A 17,109-nucleotide genomic window follows, 5' to 3' on the forward strand; every position below is an offset into this window, starting at 1 on the left:
ATTATTCATCGCACAGGGTTTCAAAACTGAAAGCCAAAAGGCGATCCCGGTCATAAACTCATAAAATTAGCCCGCAATATCCCCCGATTAGCTAGGATATAATCAAAATTAAGTAGTATAGTTTCATTAAAGACGCATCTTGATGACAAGTTTGCTACAAATGAAATTCAATAACGAAGTGCATGACTAGCTATGAATACCATAGAAAAAATTCAAAATAACTTAGAACACTTCAGTAAATCCGAACGAAAAGTCGCCGAAGTTATTATTGCCTCCCCTCAAACCGCCATTCACTCAAGCATTGCGACCCTCGCAAAAATGGCTGATGTCAGTGAACCTACGGTTAACCGCTTTTGTCGTCGTTTAGATACTAAAGGCTTCCCTGATTTTAAACTGCATTTGGCGCAAAGTTTGGCTAACGGTACACCTTACGTAAACCGTAATGTTGAAGAAACCGATGGCCCAGAGGCATACACGGCAAAAATTTTTGAATCCACTATGGCTTGTTTAGATGTTGCCAAAAATAGCTTGGATTCTATGCAAATTAACCGCGCCGTTGATCTGCTCACTCAAGCCAAAAAAATCTCTTTCTTCGGATTAGGTGCATCAGCATCTGTTGCTCATGATGCGCAAAATAAGTTTTTCCGTTTCAACATTCCTATCGTTTGTTTTGATGATATTGTGATGCAACGCATGAGCGTGATTAACTGCTCTGACGGTGATGTAGTTGTAGTGATTTCCCACACTGGTCGAACTAAGAGTTTGGTTGAAATTGCGCAAATGGCACGTATTAATGGCGCTACCGTTATCGGTATTACAGCAAAAGACTCGCCTTTAGAGCGTGAATGCTCCCTGTCTATTTGCTTAGATGTGCCAGAAGATACTGATATTTATATGCCAATGGCGAGTCGTGTTGTACAGATGACCGTTATTGATGTGTTAGCGACAGGCTTTACGCTACGTCGTGGTGCAGGTTTTAGAAATAACTTAAAACGCGTGAAAGAGTCTTTAAAAGACTCCCGTTTTTCCAAAGATAGTCCTAGCTTGTAACCCATTGAAAGCGAAGCTTTAAGCTTCGCTTTTTTGTTGCAACAATCTCGTTACATACGTTTTGTTACAACTAACGAGAATAAAAGCAGTGACAGTTTATCGTCTTTTGATATACATCATTTAGCCCAATAAGCGAGATATGATATCAAAACTATCTCAAGTTTTATTGCTGACTTAGCCACACTGACTTCTGCTAAGTATCAATAAAACCCGTTTCAATATAATGGAGTTTCACATGTCTGAACGCCTAAGACGTACAAAAATTGTAACCACCCTTGGTCCTGCAACTGATCGTGATAATAATCTTGAAAAGATCATTGCCGCAGGTGCAAACGTTGTACGTATGAACTTCTCTCACGGTAGTCCGGAAGATCATATTCAACGTACTAAACAAGTACGTGAGATTGCAGCAAAACTAGGCAAAAACGTAGCAATTCTAGGTGACTTACAAGGTCCAAAAATCCGTGTATCTACGTTTAAAGATGGCAAAATCCAACTCGCTATTGGTGATAAATTCACTCTAGATAGCGATCTTCCAAAAGGTGAAGGCGATCAATTCGCTGTCGGTCTTGACTACAAAGAACTACCTAAAGACGTAACAACTGGTGACATTCTGTTACTTGATGACGGTCGTGTTCAATTAAAAGTAACGGCTGTTGAAGGCAATAAAGTTCACACTGAAGTAACCGTTGCAGGCCCTCTTTCAAACAACAAGGGTATCAACAAAAAAGGTGGTGGCCTTTCTGCTGAAGCCCTAACAGACAAAGATAAAGCAGACATCATTACAGCAGCGGCTATGGGTGTAGATTACCTAGCGGTTTCTTTCCCGCGTAACGGCGAAGACATGAAGTATGCACGTCGCCTAGCAACTGAAGCAGGGCTAAATGCAAAATTAGTCGCTAAAGTTGAGCGTGCTGAAGCGGTAGCAACAACCGAAGCAATGGATGACATCATTCTTGCATCTGACGTTGTAATGGTTGCACGTGGTGATCTTGGTGTTGAAATTGGCGATCCAGAGCTAGTTGGTGTTCAAAAGAAACTTATCCGTCGTGCACGCAGCCTAAACCGTACGGTTATTACGGCAACGCAAATGATGGAATCAATGATCACTAGCCCAATGCCAACACGTGCAGAAGTGATGGACGTGGCTAACGCCGTACTAGATGGTACTGATGCGGTAATGCTTTCAGCTGAAACTGCGGCGGGTCAGTTCCCTGAAGAAACAGTGAAAGCAATGGCTAGCGTATGTCTAGGTGCAGAAAAAGAGCCTAGCATTAACGTGTCTAACCACCGTTTAGATCGCTCATTTACTTCACCTGAAGAAACGATTGCGATGTCAACAATGTACGCAGCTAACCACATGGCTGGCGTAAAAGCGATGGTGGCAATGACAGAATCAGGTCGCACTCCACTGATGATGTCTCGTATTTCTTCTGGTCTACCTATTTTCGCTTTATCTCGTAACGAAAATACCCTAAACCAAGCAGCACTTTACCGTGGTGTTACTCCGGTTTACTTCAATCGTGATAGCGATGCTGGTCTAGAAGCGGCAAAACATGCATTAGACGTACTACGTGATGCAGGTTTTGTTCAAGTAGGTGATCTTGTGATCATTACTCAAGGTGACGTAATGGATACAGTTGGTTCAACAAACAACATGCGTATCCTAACCGTTGAGTAATCACTCACCCAGCGAGATCAAAAAAGGCAACCTTGTGTTGCCTTTTTTTATTCTTACTTAACAAAAGATTAAGATGCAGACCAAGTTACAGGTGCTGACCATTGGTGGTTAATTAGTGACGTTAAAACATGATCTTGCCACTGGCCATCAATTAATAAGTAATCTTTAGCAAGCCCCTCTTTTTCAAAACCCACTGCATGTAACACACTGGCACTCTTCTCATTATGCGGCATATAGGCTGCCATAATGCGATGAAACCCTTTTACTTCAAACATCCAGCTCACGGTTTCTTTCAATGCTCGTCGCATAATTGCGCGTCCTTGATAGTCCTGATCGAGAGAATAACCGACATGACAGGCATGAAACGGGAATTTCACTAGGTTGCTATAGTTGATCACACCAATGATGTCATGGGTTTCTTTGTCTTCAATCACAAAGTAAAAAGCCATTTCATGACGATGCAATGTAGCAATTTGCTCAACCCTTTTCTGCCATCCAAGCTCGGAAAAAAACAGTTCGTTTCTAACTGGCTCCCACGCTTTTAGAAAGGCTCTATTTTTTTGATAATAAACAGTGATTTTTGCTACATCCTGACTAGAAATCAGTCGAATTTTTATATCATCAAGCACAATCGTTGATGAACGGTTTATAATTGAATGGAACAAACTATTACCTCGACACAAGGATGTTAATAAGAGAGGTGCTGAGCGTTGAAGCTATCGTAAGATTAGCATAACTAATAAACAGATTGTTATATGTTATCAAACTGTTATCTGTTAATCTTAGCTCAGCAATGTTATTAATTACTAACGCATTTAGTGAGTTATGGATGTATTACGATTGTATAGAAACTGAATTAGGCAGCATCATGCTGTTAGCCGATCACCAAGGCTTGAGAAGGTTAACGGTCAATAGCCCCGGTTATATGCCTGATGAGTCATGGCAACATAACCCAAGCTTTATGGAACCCTTCATTAGACAGCTAAAAGAATATCTCTTAGGCACTCGCCAACGCTTCACTTTCCCACTCGCTCCTCAAGGAACGCTGTTCCAACAGCAAATTTGGCATGCCATTGCCGATATCCCTTTTGGTAAAACATCCAGTTACGAACAAATCGCTCTTGATATTGGTAACCCTGCTGCTAGCCAAGCTATCGGAATGGCGAAAAACGTTAATCCTATTCCCATCATCATCCCTTGTCACCGTGTCCTTAACAGCGATCAAAACCTATGTGGTTACCGCTATGGTGCTGATATGGTTGCCCTTCTGTTAGCGCTTGAATCTGGAAAAACCATCTTGATTGAAGACCACCAGCATGAACTAGCCTAACGCTATCCCTACTTATGCTAAATTCATAAAAAAAGAGATAATTAAATTATCTCTTTTTTCTTTTCTGAACTGGCGATTAGTTACGTTTTGTTAAACCATATTCACGCAATTTATTGGCAACAGCGGTATGTGAAACCCCTAATCGCTTTGCCAGCTTACGGGTAGACGGATAGCTACGATAAAGGTTAGATAAAATACCTGATTCATAACGTTTCATGATCTCATCTAATGAGCCATCTAGCGTTTCATCACTAATAATACTGCTCGATTCATTTTCAGGTAACTGCACATCATCAGAGGTCATAACACTACTATCTAATTGCGTCATAGCGCGGAATAACACATTACGAAGCTGACGAATATTGCCCGGCCAAGCATATTGTTTAAGGTATTCTGCTAACTCTTCAGATATTTGCGGTTTTGCTTGATGCAATTCTTGTGATAACTGAGTAAGGAATAACTCAGCTAAAGGTACGATATCAGCACTACGCTCACGTAACGGTGGCACAACTAAAGCTAATACATTCAAGCGATAATACAAATCTTCACGAAAATCACCTGCAGCAACCAAATCGGGTAGTTTCTTTTGAGTCGAACAAATAACACGAAGATTCACTTTCTTCTCTGCTTCTTCGCCTACACGACGGAACGTACCATCTTGTAAAAAACGTAGTAGCTTAATTTGTAAGTGCTTTGACATCTCGCCAATTTCATACAAGAAAACCGTACCGCCATCTGCTTGTTCAAAAATGCCTTTTTTACTTGGCTCAGTCGCACTACCTGCAAAACCAAATAACTCAGTTTCAGCCGCGTTATCAGGCATAGACACACAGTTTACAACCAAAAATGGCTTATCACGTCGCGTAGAACGTTGGTGACAAGCACGCGCTAACATTTCTTTACCCGTACCCGTTTCACCTTGGATCAACAAGGGGGCATCAAGCAATGCCAATTTCTTCGCTTGCGCCACTAAATGCTTAAAACGAGAAGAGTGACCGACTAAATGCTCAAAACCACTATCTCCGTCTAGTTGACGAGTCACAATAGGCATCGTCGCTTCAGACAAGGACTTCAACAAAATCAATGCACTAGCAAGTACAGGGGCATCAGTTTCATCATTAATGTAAACTGGCATCACTTCCATTTGGTAATCAAGCCCTGCAATCACGACCATTTCGGTATGCTTTTCAGCATGTTTTTTATCTAACCAACGCTGAACATTAAAGCCCAATAATGTATGGATACTTTCATTGTGAAGCGAGCTATAATGATGGGTCATCAGCCTTTCAGCAGCTTGGTTAGCAAAATCAATTTTGCCGTTAAGATCGATAGAAAAGAAGGGATCTGGCAGTGTTTGTAGCAGTGCAGAAAGCTCTGTATGTTCACGCTCACTCGGCATGAAGCTAATTTTTCTGACATCGGTTACACCATCTAACTGTCTAATCTGTGACATTAATTGGCTAAACTGCTCAAATTCAATTTCGGGACAATTAAGGTAAATAATACCTACACGATCAATTTCTATCCCTCGAAGATCAATCTCCTGACTAGTCAGAATATCTAGCAGCTCGCGAGTCATACCAACTCGATCTTCACAAAATACCTGTAGCCTCATACCTGTCGCCTTCTTAGATGTAGCCTATTCTTGACTCAACTAAGTTTTAAAAAATCAATTAAATTATAATAACTTAGAAGAGGTAACATTCGGGTTGTCAACTTAACGTGACATTCACGCAGTGTGCTATCAAGCCTATTTATAGTCAAGATAGAAATCTAAGATATGAGATTAAATGGTGATGAGTAAGCCAATTTCCACCATTTATTCTCAATAGATGATAACGCTGTCTGCGTTTGACAAATATCTTCGTTAGCTTTGTTTTTCATCTCCGGGCGCATAGCCAAACGTGACATGCTTAATTGCACTGTTCAACTGAATATTACGTGTGATAACAGGCTCTGCTGCTGCCATTGCGGCTGATACCCCAGCCCATCCATCTTCTTGCGCTGCTAATACAACATAAGCCGTATCATCAACTTGTTTAAAATAAAGCACTTTGCCAGCTTCTGGATGTGGCAAGGTGGCTTGCGCACTTTGCTCTGCTATATACGCTAATTTGTCTTCAACTTGTGGCAATGACTGACACGTTTGCTCAAATTTTGTCGTTGAATAAGGGTTATCACCCCCTTCTTGGCTAAATAGCGCCATCGCGTGAGTATATTTTTCCAGATCAACTGGCAAAGAATAGGCATATTCACCTTGGCTACATTGCTCAACCGTTGAGGCATCAATTGTTTTCGTTGCAGATGTTTGCGCATCACAGCCAAATAATAAAAAAGCTAATGGCAATAGTAGCGTCGTTTTTTTCATTTTATTCCCTATGTTCCTTTAGATAAAAAATAAGCTTACCGTTACCGATAAGCTTATATGTTAATTATTTGAAAAGACTACCTTTTAATCATCTTTTTTATGTGTCAGCTGAGCGACAAGATCTTTTCTGATCTCACTTAACTTAGGCTGCTCCCCCGGTAACCAAGGCAATGGACGCATTAAACCAATTGCTTTAAGTCCTAATCGTCCTGTTAGTAAGCCAATACTCACCCCTTGTGCTACACGCGTTGACATGCGACCTGCTAAATCCATCGACAGCATGTCCATACCCAGATCGGTGATAACCTCTGATGCACCAGCAAATGCCATGTTAGCTAATACTAACTTCAGCAATTTAATGCGTGACCAATAACCAAGCTCAACCCCATAAACACGGGAGATCTGCTCAATTAATCGTAAGTTACGCCAAGCTACTAGCAACATATCTGCCACCGCTAACGGACTTAATGCCACCATGACCGCCGCATCACTGGAGTATTTTGCCACCAGCTTTCGAGCCAATTTATCTTGCTGACTGACCACAAGATGATCGTACAGTTCTAACACTTCACGATCGTTATGAGTGGCATCTAATGAATTAATCCAACGATCGTAACCATGATTATCGCTACTAATATGGCTATGCTGAGCAAGCTTGATACAGAATGCTTTACCATGACCAATGCCGTCCCCATCCAACAAGATTTGTGCTTCATCACGCTCAGTTTGGCGTAACTTCAAGCGACGTAACTTAAAGAATTCACGCCCAAGCGCACTAATACCAGCGACCGCAACACCTGCAACAATGGCGCTCCAGCCTAGTGATAGCCAATCTGCAGTTTGATACGCAGTGACTACGTGATCAACTGTTTGCCACCCCACCATTGCAGCACCAGCCACCGCTAACGCTTTAAAAAAACCATAACGACGTTTCGGTTTCGCTGCCAGTACCTGTTTTAAGTCTTGTTCAACTTCTGTTTCTGGTTCTTGAGTCACATCCGGTAGAAAGTCAGATTTTTCTGCAAACTCTAATTTTGACGCAATATTCAATTGCTCAACTTGAGCAGTTGGCTCATCAAAGACAATTTTACTTTTAAGTTGATCACTCATTGCAATTTATCTCCCAGCAAATACTCAAGTGCTTTATCCATTCGGATATGCGGTAACGGTTCGTCACTTTGCTGTGGTAATGGACGGAAATTAATAAAATCAAAGCTATGTTGTTGCCAGAAAGCCTCGTTTGGTAAACGCTTTGGCACTTCACCAGGAAACAATGTTTGTGGATTTCCAGCCATATCAGAGCCACGTAATGCAGGGACTTGCTGACCTTGGTGGGTTACGAACCCTGGCTCTGTGGCTTGAATCGACGCCAAGCTCACACAGTCCATATTAATGCCTTCAAACGATGCCGTTTGCCACGCTTCGTTCACTAGCTGCTGTAATAGCCCCACTAAGTTAGGATGTTGCTCTGGCGTTATGTGATCCGCTTTCGTTGCAGCAAATAACACTTTATCAATCCGTGGTGAGAACAAACGTCGCAGCAAAGAACTTCGACCATATTTAAAGCTTTGCATCAATTGATCTAACGCTTGGCGCATATCATTAAATGATTCTGGCCCTGCATTTAGTGGCTGCAAACAATCAACTAAGATTATTTGACGATCAAACTTAGAAAAATGATCGTTATAAAACGCTTTTACTACGTGTTGCTGATAATACTTATAGCGACTGCGTAACATACCAATATTGCTATTCTCATCGGCATCTAACAATTGTTTTTCAGTGTATTTTTGATCCCAAAGCAATGGGAAAAACTGCAATACAGGCGCGCCTGCCAATTCACCTGGCAACACAAAACGCCCCGGTTGTACCCAATGTAGCCCACCTTCCGCTTTACATTGATGTAGGTATGCCGTAAATGCGGCTGAAATCTGCTCAATTTGCTTTTCATCAGCGGGGGCAAATGGATCAAAGCTTTCCGTTAGTGCTAACCAATCAGCCGCCAATTCAAGACGTTTCCCTTTTAACACTTGGCTTTGCTGTTTTGACCACGCAAGAAAATCTAAATCTAACAGTGGTAAATCCAATAACCACTCACCCGGATAATCAATAATATCGAGGTACAAGGTGGCAGTATCTTGAAATAGCTTCAACGCCCCTTTTTGTGGCTTATAACGCAGTGCTAAACGCGTTTGACTAACATCACGTGTTGGCTCTGGCCAAGCTGGCGGTGTCGATAAAATAGATTGCATGCCTTCATCGTAACCAAATTTAGGCACGTGCAAATCTAATTGCGGAACACGTTTAGCCCCTAATAAATAGCCGTCACGCACCGCACTGAACATAGGTAAACGTGCATTCGTACTCACATGCAGTAATTGGTTAATTAAAGAGGTGATAAATGCAGTTTTACCTGCTCGAGATAACCCCGTTACTGCAAGTCGAACATGTCTATCTAAGCTACGATTTACGATTTTGTTCAACTCATTACTAATTCGATTCATTACTAACCCTAACTTTTTTCGTTTTATTTCTTAGGTTTAACAACTTTATTCTAAAAAATATCAATAAAGCGATTACTCTATATTACGCCTTTCTGACAAAAAAAAGCAGGTCTGAACATTATCAGTACCTGCTTATCGCCATTTACTCTATCAACAGTTAAAGCTTGCTAAATTCACGATCTACTTTAAATGCAGATGAGGTTACATAAGCTTCCATGCGCTGTACTTTTTTCTCTGCGGTATCAAGCTCAGACTCAACACTTTGCAAGATTTGATGAGCAGAACGCCCAGCCTGCCATGGTTTTTGCTTTACGTTATGCTCGGTATACTGATCTTGTTGCTCTTTTCGTTGCGGTGGCATCTTATCTAAAATCAACCAAGCGGCAATGTAAGCTAAGGTAGCAAAAAAGCCTAATCCAAGAAGAAAAGCAGAAACCGCAAGGATACGCATTAACCAGATTTCTACGCCGAAATACTCCGCTAATCCAGCACATACCCCACCTAGCTTTCCTTTCTTAGGATCACGGTATAAGGTTTTGCTCATTATTTTTGCCTCCATCTTGGCACTTCCGCATCAAGAATACGCTCTAACGTGACAATACGTTCTTGCATATCTTCTGCGCGTGCCACCAAGGTCTCTAACTTTTTCTGATCCTCACCTGACAGCCCTTCACCGGCTTGACGTTTACTACGATAGTGAAGGATTAACCATAGTGGTGCGACAACAATCATGAACACCACTAATGGAACGCTAATAAAACCCATCGACATTTTTTATTCTCCTTTCGCGCAGAATTAATGATACAACGACGCTTTTTCGTTGTGCTTATTCTTTATCCTTGATGTTCGCTTTTAGGCGCTCAAGTTCTTTTTCAATTTCGTCTTGTGCTTGTAAATCAGCAAATTCTGACTCTAAGCTTTTACCACGACCAAAGCTATAGCTATCTGCTTCTGCTTCCATTTCATCGATACGACGCTCATATTGTTCGAACTTCGACATCGCTTCATCTACTTTGCTGGTATCTAACTGGCGACGAACTTCACGACGTGTACCAGCCGCTTTATGGCGAGTCACTAAGGCTTGTTGACGTGCACGCGTTTCTTGTAATTTACGTTCAAGCTCAGCCACTTCTAGCGATAATTTTTCAATGGTTTCTTCAACCAACTTATATTCTTCGTTCAGCGTTAGTACTACATCTGATAGTTTTTGTTTTTCAATCAGTGCCGCACGCGCTAAATCTTCACGACCTTTTTGTAACGCTAGGCTCGCTTTACCTTGCCAATCTTCAATTTGTGATTCGATCGCTTGAATACGACGGTGTAACTCTTTTTTATCAGCAAGCGCACGTGCTGAAGAAGTACGAACTTCAACTAATGTGTCTTCCATCTCCTGAATGATCAGGCGAATTAGTTTTTGAGGATCTTCAGCCTTATCCAGTAACGCATTCACGTTAGCATTTACGATATCAGCAAAACGAGAAAAAATACCCATCATTAAACTCCTTGATTAAACCCATTTCACAGTGATCACGCTTACAGGTTTATATAGTGATACTAACTTAATTTAGTTGTGTTACCACCTAGATATATCAAGTAGTGTGCCAACTTTTATATCCTTAAATTACAACAACTTAAAATTAAGTCAATTTTAGCTATTACTATGATATAGTGATTTTAACCAATTTTTAGTGAGATTAACCAATGCGTAAAACAGAAAACTTAATCGGTGAATCTGAAGCGTTCTTAAGTGTGCTCGATCAAGCATCACGCCTAGCACCGCTTAATCGCCCTATCCTCATTTTGGGTGAACGTGGTACAGGTAAAGAGTTAATCGCACAACGTGTGCACTATTTATCTAAACGTTGGGATCACCCTCTGGTTACACTTAACTGTGCCGCATTAAGCGAAGGCGTGATTGATTCTGAACTGTTTGGTCATGAAGCCGGGTCATTTACGGGAGCTAAAGGCCGTCATCAAGGACGTTTTGAACGTGCAGAAAATGGCACTTTATTCTTAGATGAATTGGCAACCGCACCTATGGGCGTGCAAGAAAAGTTGTTACGTGTGATTGAATACGGAGAATATGAGCGTGTAGGCGGTAGTAAGCCTTGCCAAGCTAATGTCCGTTTAATTTGTGCTACTAACCAAAACCTGCCACAACTGGTTGAAGAAGGTAAATTCCGCGCCGATTTACTCGATCGTTTAGCCTTTGAAATTATTCATCTGCCACCACTACGTGAACGCAAAGAAGATATTCTTCCCCTTGCTGAGCACTATGCAGTACGTATGTGCCGAGAGTTAGGCTTTGGTTATTTTGCAGGTTTCTCACACCACGCAAAACAGCAATTATTAGACTACCCATGGCCGGGTAATATTCGTGAACTAAAAAATGCAGTCGAGCGCTCTGTGTTTCGCAACGGTATTGAAGATCAAGCAATTGAAGAGATTTACACCGATCCTTTTGCAACCGCATGGCAATCGAGTACCACAGCGCCCAATACTCACGTTATTGACGATGCAACAGCCAAGAAAAACAGCACAATACCCGAAAATACAACAACGCTACCATTAGATTTGCGCCAATACTTACAAGATCAAGAAATCATGCTGATCAATAATGCACTTGAGCAAGCTAAATACAATCAAACGAAAGCGGCTGAGCTTTTATGCTTAAGTTACCACCAGTTGAGAGGCTTGATCCGTAAATATGACATTGCCGTAAATGGTGATTAATCAATCAATTTATCCTGATTATTTAAGATAAGTAACGGTTTTGACCTAATTCCCTTTAAATAAAGCAGGATAACTTGGTGACACTAAGGGAAAAATGTTAAATTTATCTACTTAATTTCATTTAACGCCTATTAAATATGAGCGCTTACAGTCGTCTTTTGATTGCCGGCTTCACTTTACTTGGCCTATTGGGTTGTAAAGAGCCGTCACATGAAACCGTAAAGCAAAGTCGTGGCTTTGTTTATTGCGGTCAAGATACTCCGACAACGTTAAACCCACAGTTAACTGACGGAGGGCTAACAGCAGAAACACTCTCAGCCCAAATTTTTGATCGCCTGCTGTTACTCGATCCTATTAGCCATAAACCATTGCCTGATCTCGCAAAAAGCTGGACGATCAGTAATGATGGCTTGGTATATACTTTCACACTTCGTGATAATGTCCCATTCCAACATACGTCTTGGTTCACTCCAACACGCCCAATGAATGCGGATGATGTGGTATTTAGCTTTGAACGTATCATTGATCCTGACCATCCTTTCCACAATATTTCAGGCGGTCGTTACCCTTGGTTTGAAAGCTTAGGTTTTGCCAACATTATCGAATCGATCACAGCAAAAGACGCACATACGGTTCAATTTACGCTCAAACGACCTGATAACTCTTTCTTATCTAACTTAGCGACTAGCTATGCGGTGATTTACTCAAAACAATACGGTCAGCAACTATTAAAATCAGGCCGTATCGATCTTATTGACTCAAAGCCAATTGGGACTGGTCCATTTTATGTTGACCAATTTGTTCCCAATGATCTGATCCGTCTGAAACGTAACGATGACTATTGGCAAGGTGCTGCACCGATGGAGCAAGTGGTTTTCGATATTTCAGCTCGAGGTATGGGCAACTTAGCCAAATTACTCAGCTCAGAATGTGATGTGTTATCTTCACCTGTAGCAAGCCAACTGCCAGTTATTTCTAATAATGACAACTATAAGTTGCTGGCACAAACAGGCATGAACGTTTCCTTCTTAGCGTTAAACACTGAGCGTTCGCCGCTCAATAAACTCGAAGTACGTGAAGCAATTAACTACGCAATTAATCGTAAAACACTGCTTAACTCTGTTTATTACGGCACCGCAACTGAAGCAAAAAGTCTTTTACCGCCAATGTCTTGGGCATATAACCATGACAGTAAGGCACTTTCTTATAATCCAGCAAAAGCCAAGCAATTACTTGATGCAGCAGGCTATGATTACAAGCAAGTGCTAACTATGTGGGTACCATTAGAGCCAAGGCCTTATAACCCGAGTCCACGTAAAACCGCTGAATTAATTCAAGCCAATTTAAAAGCGGTTGGCGTTAATGTGGCATTACATCATCAGGAAACGATTGGTCGTGTAGGTCTAACCGATACCACTAAATATGACATGGTGTTAGCGGGTTGGATTGCCGATAATGGCGATCCAGATAACTTCTTGCGTCCACTTTTGTCATGTAATGCCAAAAAAGCAGGGTTAAATGTCGCCAACTGGTGTGATTTAAGCTTTGATAATTTACTTGAAATTGCTCTTCGCACCAATAAGCAAGACCAACGTCAAGCATACTATCAACAAGCGCAAGACATTATTGATCAGCAAGTACCAGTGATCCCACTTGCCCATGGCGTGCATTTCCAAGCCCATAATAAATCCCTTGGTGGATTACAAATGGATCCGTTTGGCTCACGTTCTTTTTCCAGTGTTTATCGAATTGAGTAAAGCATGTTTATTTATACGATACGTCGCTTAAATTTATTTGTTATCACGCTATTAATACTCACCTTAATCGGCTTTAGTATTTTGCGCTTAGATACCCAACTTCAATGGTCTCAACAGGGCTTTTTTAGCGGCTGGATCCTTTATTTAGAGAACCTACTTTCGGGTAATCTTGGAATAACAGCTAACGGTACGCCAATTAGCAGTGAGATCTTAACGGTTTTCCCTGCAACATTAGAGCTATGCTTTTTTGCCTTTATTCTGTCGCTATTAGTGGGTATTCCACTCGGCACCATTGCCGGTGTGCATCGTGGTCAACCCATTGATACCATCATTTCATCGGTTACTTTACTTGGCTACTCCATCCCTCTGTTTTGGTTAGCCATGTTGTTGATTTTGTTATTTTCTTTAAATCTTGGCTGGTTGCCAGTATCTGGTCGCTATAGCCTGCTATACCAGTTTGATCATGTGACAGGTTTTGCACTGATTGATATTTTGCTATCCAACAAACCTTATCGTATGGAAGCTTTTATTAATGCATTACAACATCTGGTATTGCCTACTGTTGTATTAGCCATGGCGCCGACAACAGAAGTGATCCGCTTAACTCGCGCATCAATTTCTGAAGTCATGACCAAAAACTACATTAAAGTCGCACAGACCAAAGGTTTATCGACCTTCGAAATTGTCCGTCGACACGCCATGAAAAATGCATTGCCACCTATTATTCCAAAGTTAGGGATGCAATTTGCAGCCATGATGACATTTGCGATGTTAACTGAATCTATCTTTAACTGGCCTGGGATTGGTCGTTGGTTACTTAATGCTATTGCCGATCAAAACTATGTCGCTATTCAAGCGGGTGTGATAACAGTTGGTAGCTTTATTTTATTGGCAAACATCTTATCGGATTTAGCAGGTGCTATGGTTAACCCATTAGTAAGGAAGGAATGGTATGCCATCAAATAGTGTCTACCAAGAAGAAACTATCCCAACTCAATGGGAGCGTGCGTGGCAAAATTTCAGAGCCAACTCACTCGCCATGTTTGGGCTATGGTGTTTATTGTTTCTCTTAATAATCACCATTAGTGCCCAATGGTTAGCGCCTTATTCTGCGATTCAGCAAGTCGGCGAATTACTGATGCCACCATCATGGGATAACTCAGGCCACGTTAACTTTTTCTTCGGTACTGATGATTTAGGTCGTGATATTTTATCGCGTCTGTTAATTGGCTCTCAGCTCACTTTCGGTTATGCCTTATTAGTTGCTTTTGCTTCTAGCATTATTGGTTTATTGATCGGAATTCTGGCAGGTATGAGCCAAGGACTTAAATCGAGTTTTTTAAACCATATTTTAGATACTGTGCTGTCTATCCCTTCTCTATTACTGGCTATCATTGTGGTGGCTTACATGGGGCCCGGTGAGACTCATATCTTATTAGCAATTTGGCTAGCACTGATCCCACGTTTTATCCGTGCGGTTTATACTGCCGTTCATGCGGAAGTGGTAAAAGATTACGTCATTGCAGCACGACTAGACGGTGCAAATAACTTCTACTTATTGTGGAACTCGATTCTGCCGAACATTTTAACCACCATCATTACAGAGATGACTCGTGCCATTTCTATTGCGATCTTAGATATTGCCGCATTAGGTTTCCTTGGTTTAGGTGCACAAACACCTCAACCTGAATGGGGTGCTATGCTGGGCGATTCTATCGATTTAATTTACTTAGCACCTTGGACAGTAACACTACCGGGGCTTGCAATTATGTTTAGTGTTTTAGTGGTCAACCTTGTGGGCGATGGCCTACGACAAGCACTAAATGCAGGGATTGATTAACATGCCATTACTCGATATACGCAACCTCACTATCGAAATTGATACCCCGCAAGGCATGGTAAAAGCTGTCGATAGAATGAGTTTAACCATCAACGAAAGTGAAATCCGTGGTCTCGTTGGTGAATCAGGCTCAGGCAAAAGCTTAGTCGCAAAAGCCATTGCTGGTGTCTGTAAAGATAACTGGCGTGTCAGTGCTGATCGTATGCGCTTAGGTGATATTGATTTATTGACCCTCTCTCACCGTGAGCGCAGAAAAATCGTTGGCCGAGAAATGGCAATGATTTTCCAAGAGCCATCAACCTGTCTTGATCCATCAGAACCCATTGGTGAACAGTTAGAAGAAGCGATCCCATCTTCTTCTTTTACTGGACATTTTTGGCAACGTTTTCATTGGCGTCAAAAGCAAGCTATTGCTCTGCTTCATAAGGTAGGTATTAAAGAGCACAAACGTGTAATGCGTAGCTACCCTTACGAATTAACCGATGGTGAATGTCAAAAAGTTATGATTGCAATGGCGATTGCCAACCGCCCTCGCCTGTTAATTGCCGATGAGCCAACCAACGATCTCGACCCTATTACACAAGCACAGATTTTCCGTCTGCTCAGTCGCATGAATCAGCTTGGTAATACGACCATTTTGCTGGTCAGTCACGATCTAACAACAGTGACCCAGTGGGCTGATCGCATTACCGTGATGTACTGTGGACAATCTGTAGAATCTGGCACTTCAAAGCAATTATTAGAGTCACCGCACCACCCTTATACCGAAGCGTTAATGCGTGCGATGCCAGATTTTAGCTTGGATAATATTGGTCATAAAACCAAACTACAAACACTGCCGGGCTCAATCCCACCACTGCAGCACTTACCCATTGGTTGCCGTTTAGGACCTCGTTGTCCTCATGCACAGCGTAAATGTGTTGAAGTACCAAAGCGCCGTAAGATTAAAAACCATAAGTTTAGCTGTCACTTCCCGCTAAACATGGAGGAAGACTGCAAATGAGTTCGTTACTGGAAGTCGAAAAACTTAAAAAAGATTACCACTATCGTTCAGGTCTTTTCCGCCGCCGTACGATTGAGGCAGTGAAACCCGTTTCTTTTAGCCTTGAGGCTGGTGAAACTATTGCCCTTCTGGGTGAAAATGGTTCAGGTAAATCGACCTTAGCCAAAATGCTATCTGGGGTTGTGGAGCCAACCAGTGGCGTGATCCGTGTAAACGGTGAACCTTTATCTAATGGCGATTACCAAACGCGCTGTAAACTGATCCGCATGATCTTCCAAGATCCAAATACATCTCTAAATCCTCGTATTCAAATCGGGAGAATTCTGGAAGGTCCATTAAAACGTAATACCAATATGACGCCACAAGAGCGAGAGCGTCGTATCATGGATACGTTAAAGCGAGTAGGTTTACTACCAGAACACGCTTATTTCTATCCTCAAATGCTGGCAACAGGTCAAAAGCAACGTGTATCTCTTGCTCGTGCACTCATCCTTCAGCCTTGTATTATCGTCGCTGATGAAGCTTTGAATGGACTTGATATGTCAATGCGATCGCAAATGATAAACCTGTTACTTGAACTGCAAGAAGAAATGGGCTTGTCTTACGTGTATGTATCGCAGCATATGGGCGTCGTAAAACACTTCAGCGATAAAGTGATGGTGATGCAAGATGGTGAAGTGGTAGAAAAAGGACGCACAGCGCACGTCTTTAACGATCCCAAACATCCTTTGACACAGAAATTATTAGATAGCCACTTCAGCTCTCCAACTAATGAAAAAACAACCAAAATCATTAGTACAACGCCTAAAATTAGTTGCTAAAACAAAAAGCCCGCTAGATAGC

Annotated in this window: 17 protein-coding genes; 9 read left to right on the plus strand and 8 right to left on the minus strand. The window is 41.7% G+C overall.

Annotated features, from left to right (window positions below):
- The first annotated feature begins 192 nt into the window (after window positions 1-192).
- Both E5A76_RS14870 and pyk read left to right on the plus strand, forming a co-directional pair.
- Window positions 193-1,050, plus strand: coding sequence for a MurR/RpiR family transcriptional regulator (locus E5A76_RS14870; RefSeq protein ID WP_161119392.1), 858 nt, complete (start codon window positions 193-195; stop codon window positions 1,048-1,050).
- 235 nt (window positions 1,051-1,285) lie between these two features.
- Window positions 1,286-2,731 (plus strand): pyruvate kinase, encoded by a 1,446-nt coding sequence (gene pyk, locus E5A76_RS14875; RefSeq protein ID WP_053988315.1) that lies wholly within the window; start codon window positions 1,286-1,288, stop codon window positions 2,729-2,731.
- A 68-nt stretch (window positions 2,732-2,799) separates the two neighbouring features.
- Here the strand turns inward: pyk and rimJ are convergent, their stop codons facing one another.
- On the minus strand, window positions 2,800-3,396 hold the full coding sequence (gene rimJ, locus E5A76_RS14880; protein ID WP_053988316.1) for a ribosomal protein S5-alanine N-acetyltransferase: 597 nt from the start codon (window positions 3,394-3,396) through the stop codon (window positions 2,800-2,802).
- An 83-nt stretch (window positions 3,397-3,479) separates the two neighbouring features.
- Between rimJ and E5A76_RS14885 the strand changes: the two genes are divergently transcribed.
- Window positions 3,480-4,061, plus strand: a complete 582-nt coding sequence (locus tag E5A76_RS14885) for a methylated-DNA--[protein]-cysteine S-methyltransferase (RefSeq protein WP_179946517.1) — start codon at window positions 3,480-3,482, stop codon at window positions 4,059-4,061.
- 76 nt (window positions 4,062-4,137) lie between these two features.
- Here E5A76_RS14885 and tyrR read toward each other — a convergent pair whose 3' ends face one another.
- From tyrR to pspA, 7 genes are all read right to left on the minus strand, one after another.
- The gene (tyrR, locus tag E5A76_RS14890; protein ID WP_161119393.1) at window positions 4,138-5,676 is read right to left on the minus strand and encodes a transcriptional regulator TyrR; all 1,539 of its coding nucleotides are present in this window, start codon (window positions 5,674-5,676) and stop codon (window positions 4,138-4,140) included.
- A gap of 252 nt (window positions 5,677-5,928) precedes the next feature.
- Window positions 5,929-6,429, minus strand: coding sequence for a hypothetical protein (locus tag E5A76_RS14895; RefSeq protein WP_161119394.1), 501 nt, complete (start codon window positions 6,427-6,429; stop codon window positions 5,929-5,931).
- Window positions 6,430-6,513: 84 nt separating this feature from the next.
- On the minus strand, window positions 6,514-7,539 hold the full coding sequence (locus E5A76_RS14900; protein ID WP_161119395.1) for a YcjF family protein: 1,026 nt from the start codon (window positions 7,537-7,539) through the stop codon (window positions 6,514-6,516).
- A complete protein-coding gene (locus E5A76_RS14905) occupies window positions 7,536-8,933 on the minus strand; it encodes a YcjX family GTP-binding protein (RefSeq protein WP_161119396.1) in 1,398 nt (465 codons plus the stop codon). Before E5A76_RS14905 ends, E5A76_RS14900 begins: the two co-directional genes overlap by 4 nt.
- A 157-nt stretch (window positions 8,934-9,090) precedes the next feature.
- Window positions 9,091-9,477 (minus strand): envelope stress response membrane protein PspC, encoded by a 387-nt coding sequence (gene pspC / locus E5A76_RS14910; RefSeq protein ID WP_053988321.1) that lies wholly within the window; start codon window positions 9,475-9,477, stop codon window positions 9,091-9,093.
- Complete coding sequence (gene pspB, locus E5A76_RS14915) at window positions 9,477-9,704, minus strand: envelope stress response membrane protein PspB (protein ID WP_008986725.1); 228 nt, start codon at window positions 9,702-9,704, stop codon at window positions 9,477-9,479. Before pspB ends, pspC begins: the two co-directional genes overlap by 1 nt.
- Before the next feature lie 55 nt (window positions 9,705-9,759).
- Window positions 9,760-10,425, minus strand: coding sequence for a phage shock protein PspA (pspA, locus tag E5A76_RS14920; RefSeq protein ID WP_107165057.1), 666 nt, complete (start codon window positions 10,423-10,425; stop codon window positions 9,760-9,762).
- Window positions 10,426-10,634: 209 nt separating this feature from the next.
- Here pspA and pspF point away from each other — a divergent pair, with 209 nt between their 5' ends.
- From pspF to E5A76_RS14950, 6 genes are all read left to right on the plus strand, one after another.
- Window positions 10,635-11,666, plus strand: a complete 1,032-nt coding sequence (pspF, locus tag E5A76_RS14925; RefSeq protein WP_161119397.1) for a phage shock protein operon transcriptional activator — start codon at window positions 10,635-10,637, stop codon at window positions 11,664-11,666.
- Between the two features lie 137 nt (window positions 11,667-11,803).
- A complete protein-coding gene (sapA, locus tag E5A76_RS14930; RefSeq protein ID WP_161119398.1) occupies window positions 11,804-13,423 on the plus strand; it encodes an ABC transporter substrate-binding protein SapA in 1,620 nt (539 codons plus the stop codon).
- Between the two features lie 3 nt (window positions 13,424-13,426).
- Window positions 13,427-14,389 (plus strand): ABC transporter permease, encoded by a 963-nt coding sequence (locus E5A76_RS14935; protein WP_053988325.1) that lies wholly within the window; start codon window positions 13,427-13,429, stop codon window positions 14,387-14,389.
- On the plus strand, window positions 14,376-15,263 hold the full coding sequence (gene sapC / locus E5A76_RS14940; protein WP_053988326.1) for a putrescine export ABC transporter permease SapC: 888 nt from the start codon (window positions 14,376-14,378) through the stop codon (window positions 15,261-15,263). Before E5A76_RS14935 ends, sapC begins: the two co-directional genes overlap by 14 nt.
- 1 nt (window position 15,264) lies before the next feature.
- On the plus strand, window positions 15,265-16,266 hold the full coding sequence (locus E5A76_RS14945) for a peptide ABC transporter ATP-binding protein (RefSeq protein WP_053988327.1): 1,002 nt from the start codon (window positions 15,265-15,267) through the stop codon (window positions 16,264-16,266).
- Window positions 16,263-17,087, plus strand: a complete 825-nt coding sequence (locus tag E5A76_RS14950) for a peptide ABC transporter ATP-binding protein (protein WP_161119399.1) — start codon at window positions 16,263-16,265, stop codon at window positions 17,085-17,087. Before E5A76_RS14945 ends, E5A76_RS14950 begins: the two co-directional genes overlap by 4 nt.
- Window positions 17,088-17,109 lie beyond the last annotated feature (22 nt).

Source organism: Photobacterium lucens (assembly GCF_009873615.1).
Lineage (GTDB): Bacteria > Pseudomonadota > Gammaproteobacteria > Enterobacterales > Vibrionaceae > Photobacterium > Photobacterium lucens.

Coding starts and splice junctions, on each gene's coding strand:
- E5A76_RS14870 (WP_161119392.1), top strand. CDS start 193: ATGAATACCATAGAAAAAATTCAAAATAACTTAGAACACTTCAGTAAA.
- pyk (WP_053988315.1), top strand. CDS start 1,286: ATGTCTGAACGCCTAAGACGTACAAAAATTGTAACCACCCTTGGTCCT.
- tyrR (WP_161119393.1), bottom strand. CDS start 5,676: ATGAGGCTACAGGTATTTTGTGAAGATCGAGTTGGTATGACTCGCGAG.
- E5A76_RS14895 (WP_161119394.1), bottom strand. CDS start 6,429: ATGAAAAAAACGACGCTACTATTGCCATTAGCTTTTTTATTATTTGGC.
- E5A76_RS14900 (WP_161119395.1), bottom strand. CDS start 7,539: ATGAGTGATCAACTTAAAAGTAAAATTGTCTTTGATGAGCCAACTGCT.
- E5A76_RS14905 (WP_161119396.1), bottom strand. CDS start 8,933: ATGAATCGAATTAGTAATGAGTTGAACAAAATCGTAAATCGTAGCTTA.
- pspC (WP_053988321.1), bottom strand. CDS start 9,477: ATGAGCAAAACCTTATACCGTGATCCTAAGAAAGGAAAGCTAGGTGGG.
- pspB (WP_008986725.1), bottom strand. CDS start 9,704: ATGTCGATGGGTTTTATTAGCGTTCCATTAGTGGTGTTCATGATTGTT.
- pspA (WP_107165057.1), bottom strand. CDS start 10,425: ATGGGTATTTTTTCTCGTTTTGCTGATATCGTAAATGCTAACGTGAAT.
- pspF (WP_161119397.1), top strand. CDS start 10,635: ATGCGTAAAACAGAAAACTTAATCGGTGAATCTGAAGCGTTCTTAAGT.
- sapA (WP_161119398.1), top strand. CDS start 11,804: ATGAGCGCTTACAGTCGTCTTTTGATTGCCGGCTTCACTTTACTTGGC.
- E5A76_RS14935 (WP_053988325.1), top strand. CDS start 13,427: ATGTTTATTTATACGATACGTCGCTTAAATTTATTTGTTATCACGCTA.
- sapC (WP_053988326.1), top strand. CDS start 14,376: ATGCCATCAAATAGTGTCTACCAAGAAGAAACTATCCCAACTCAATGG.
- E5A76_RS14945 (WP_053988327.1), top strand. CDS start 15,265: ATGCCATTACTCGATATACGCAACCTCACTATCGAAATTGATACCCCG.
- E5A76_RS14950 (WP_161119399.1), top strand. CDS start 16,263: ATGAGTTCGTTACTGGAAGTCGAAAAACTTAAAAAAGATTACCACTAT.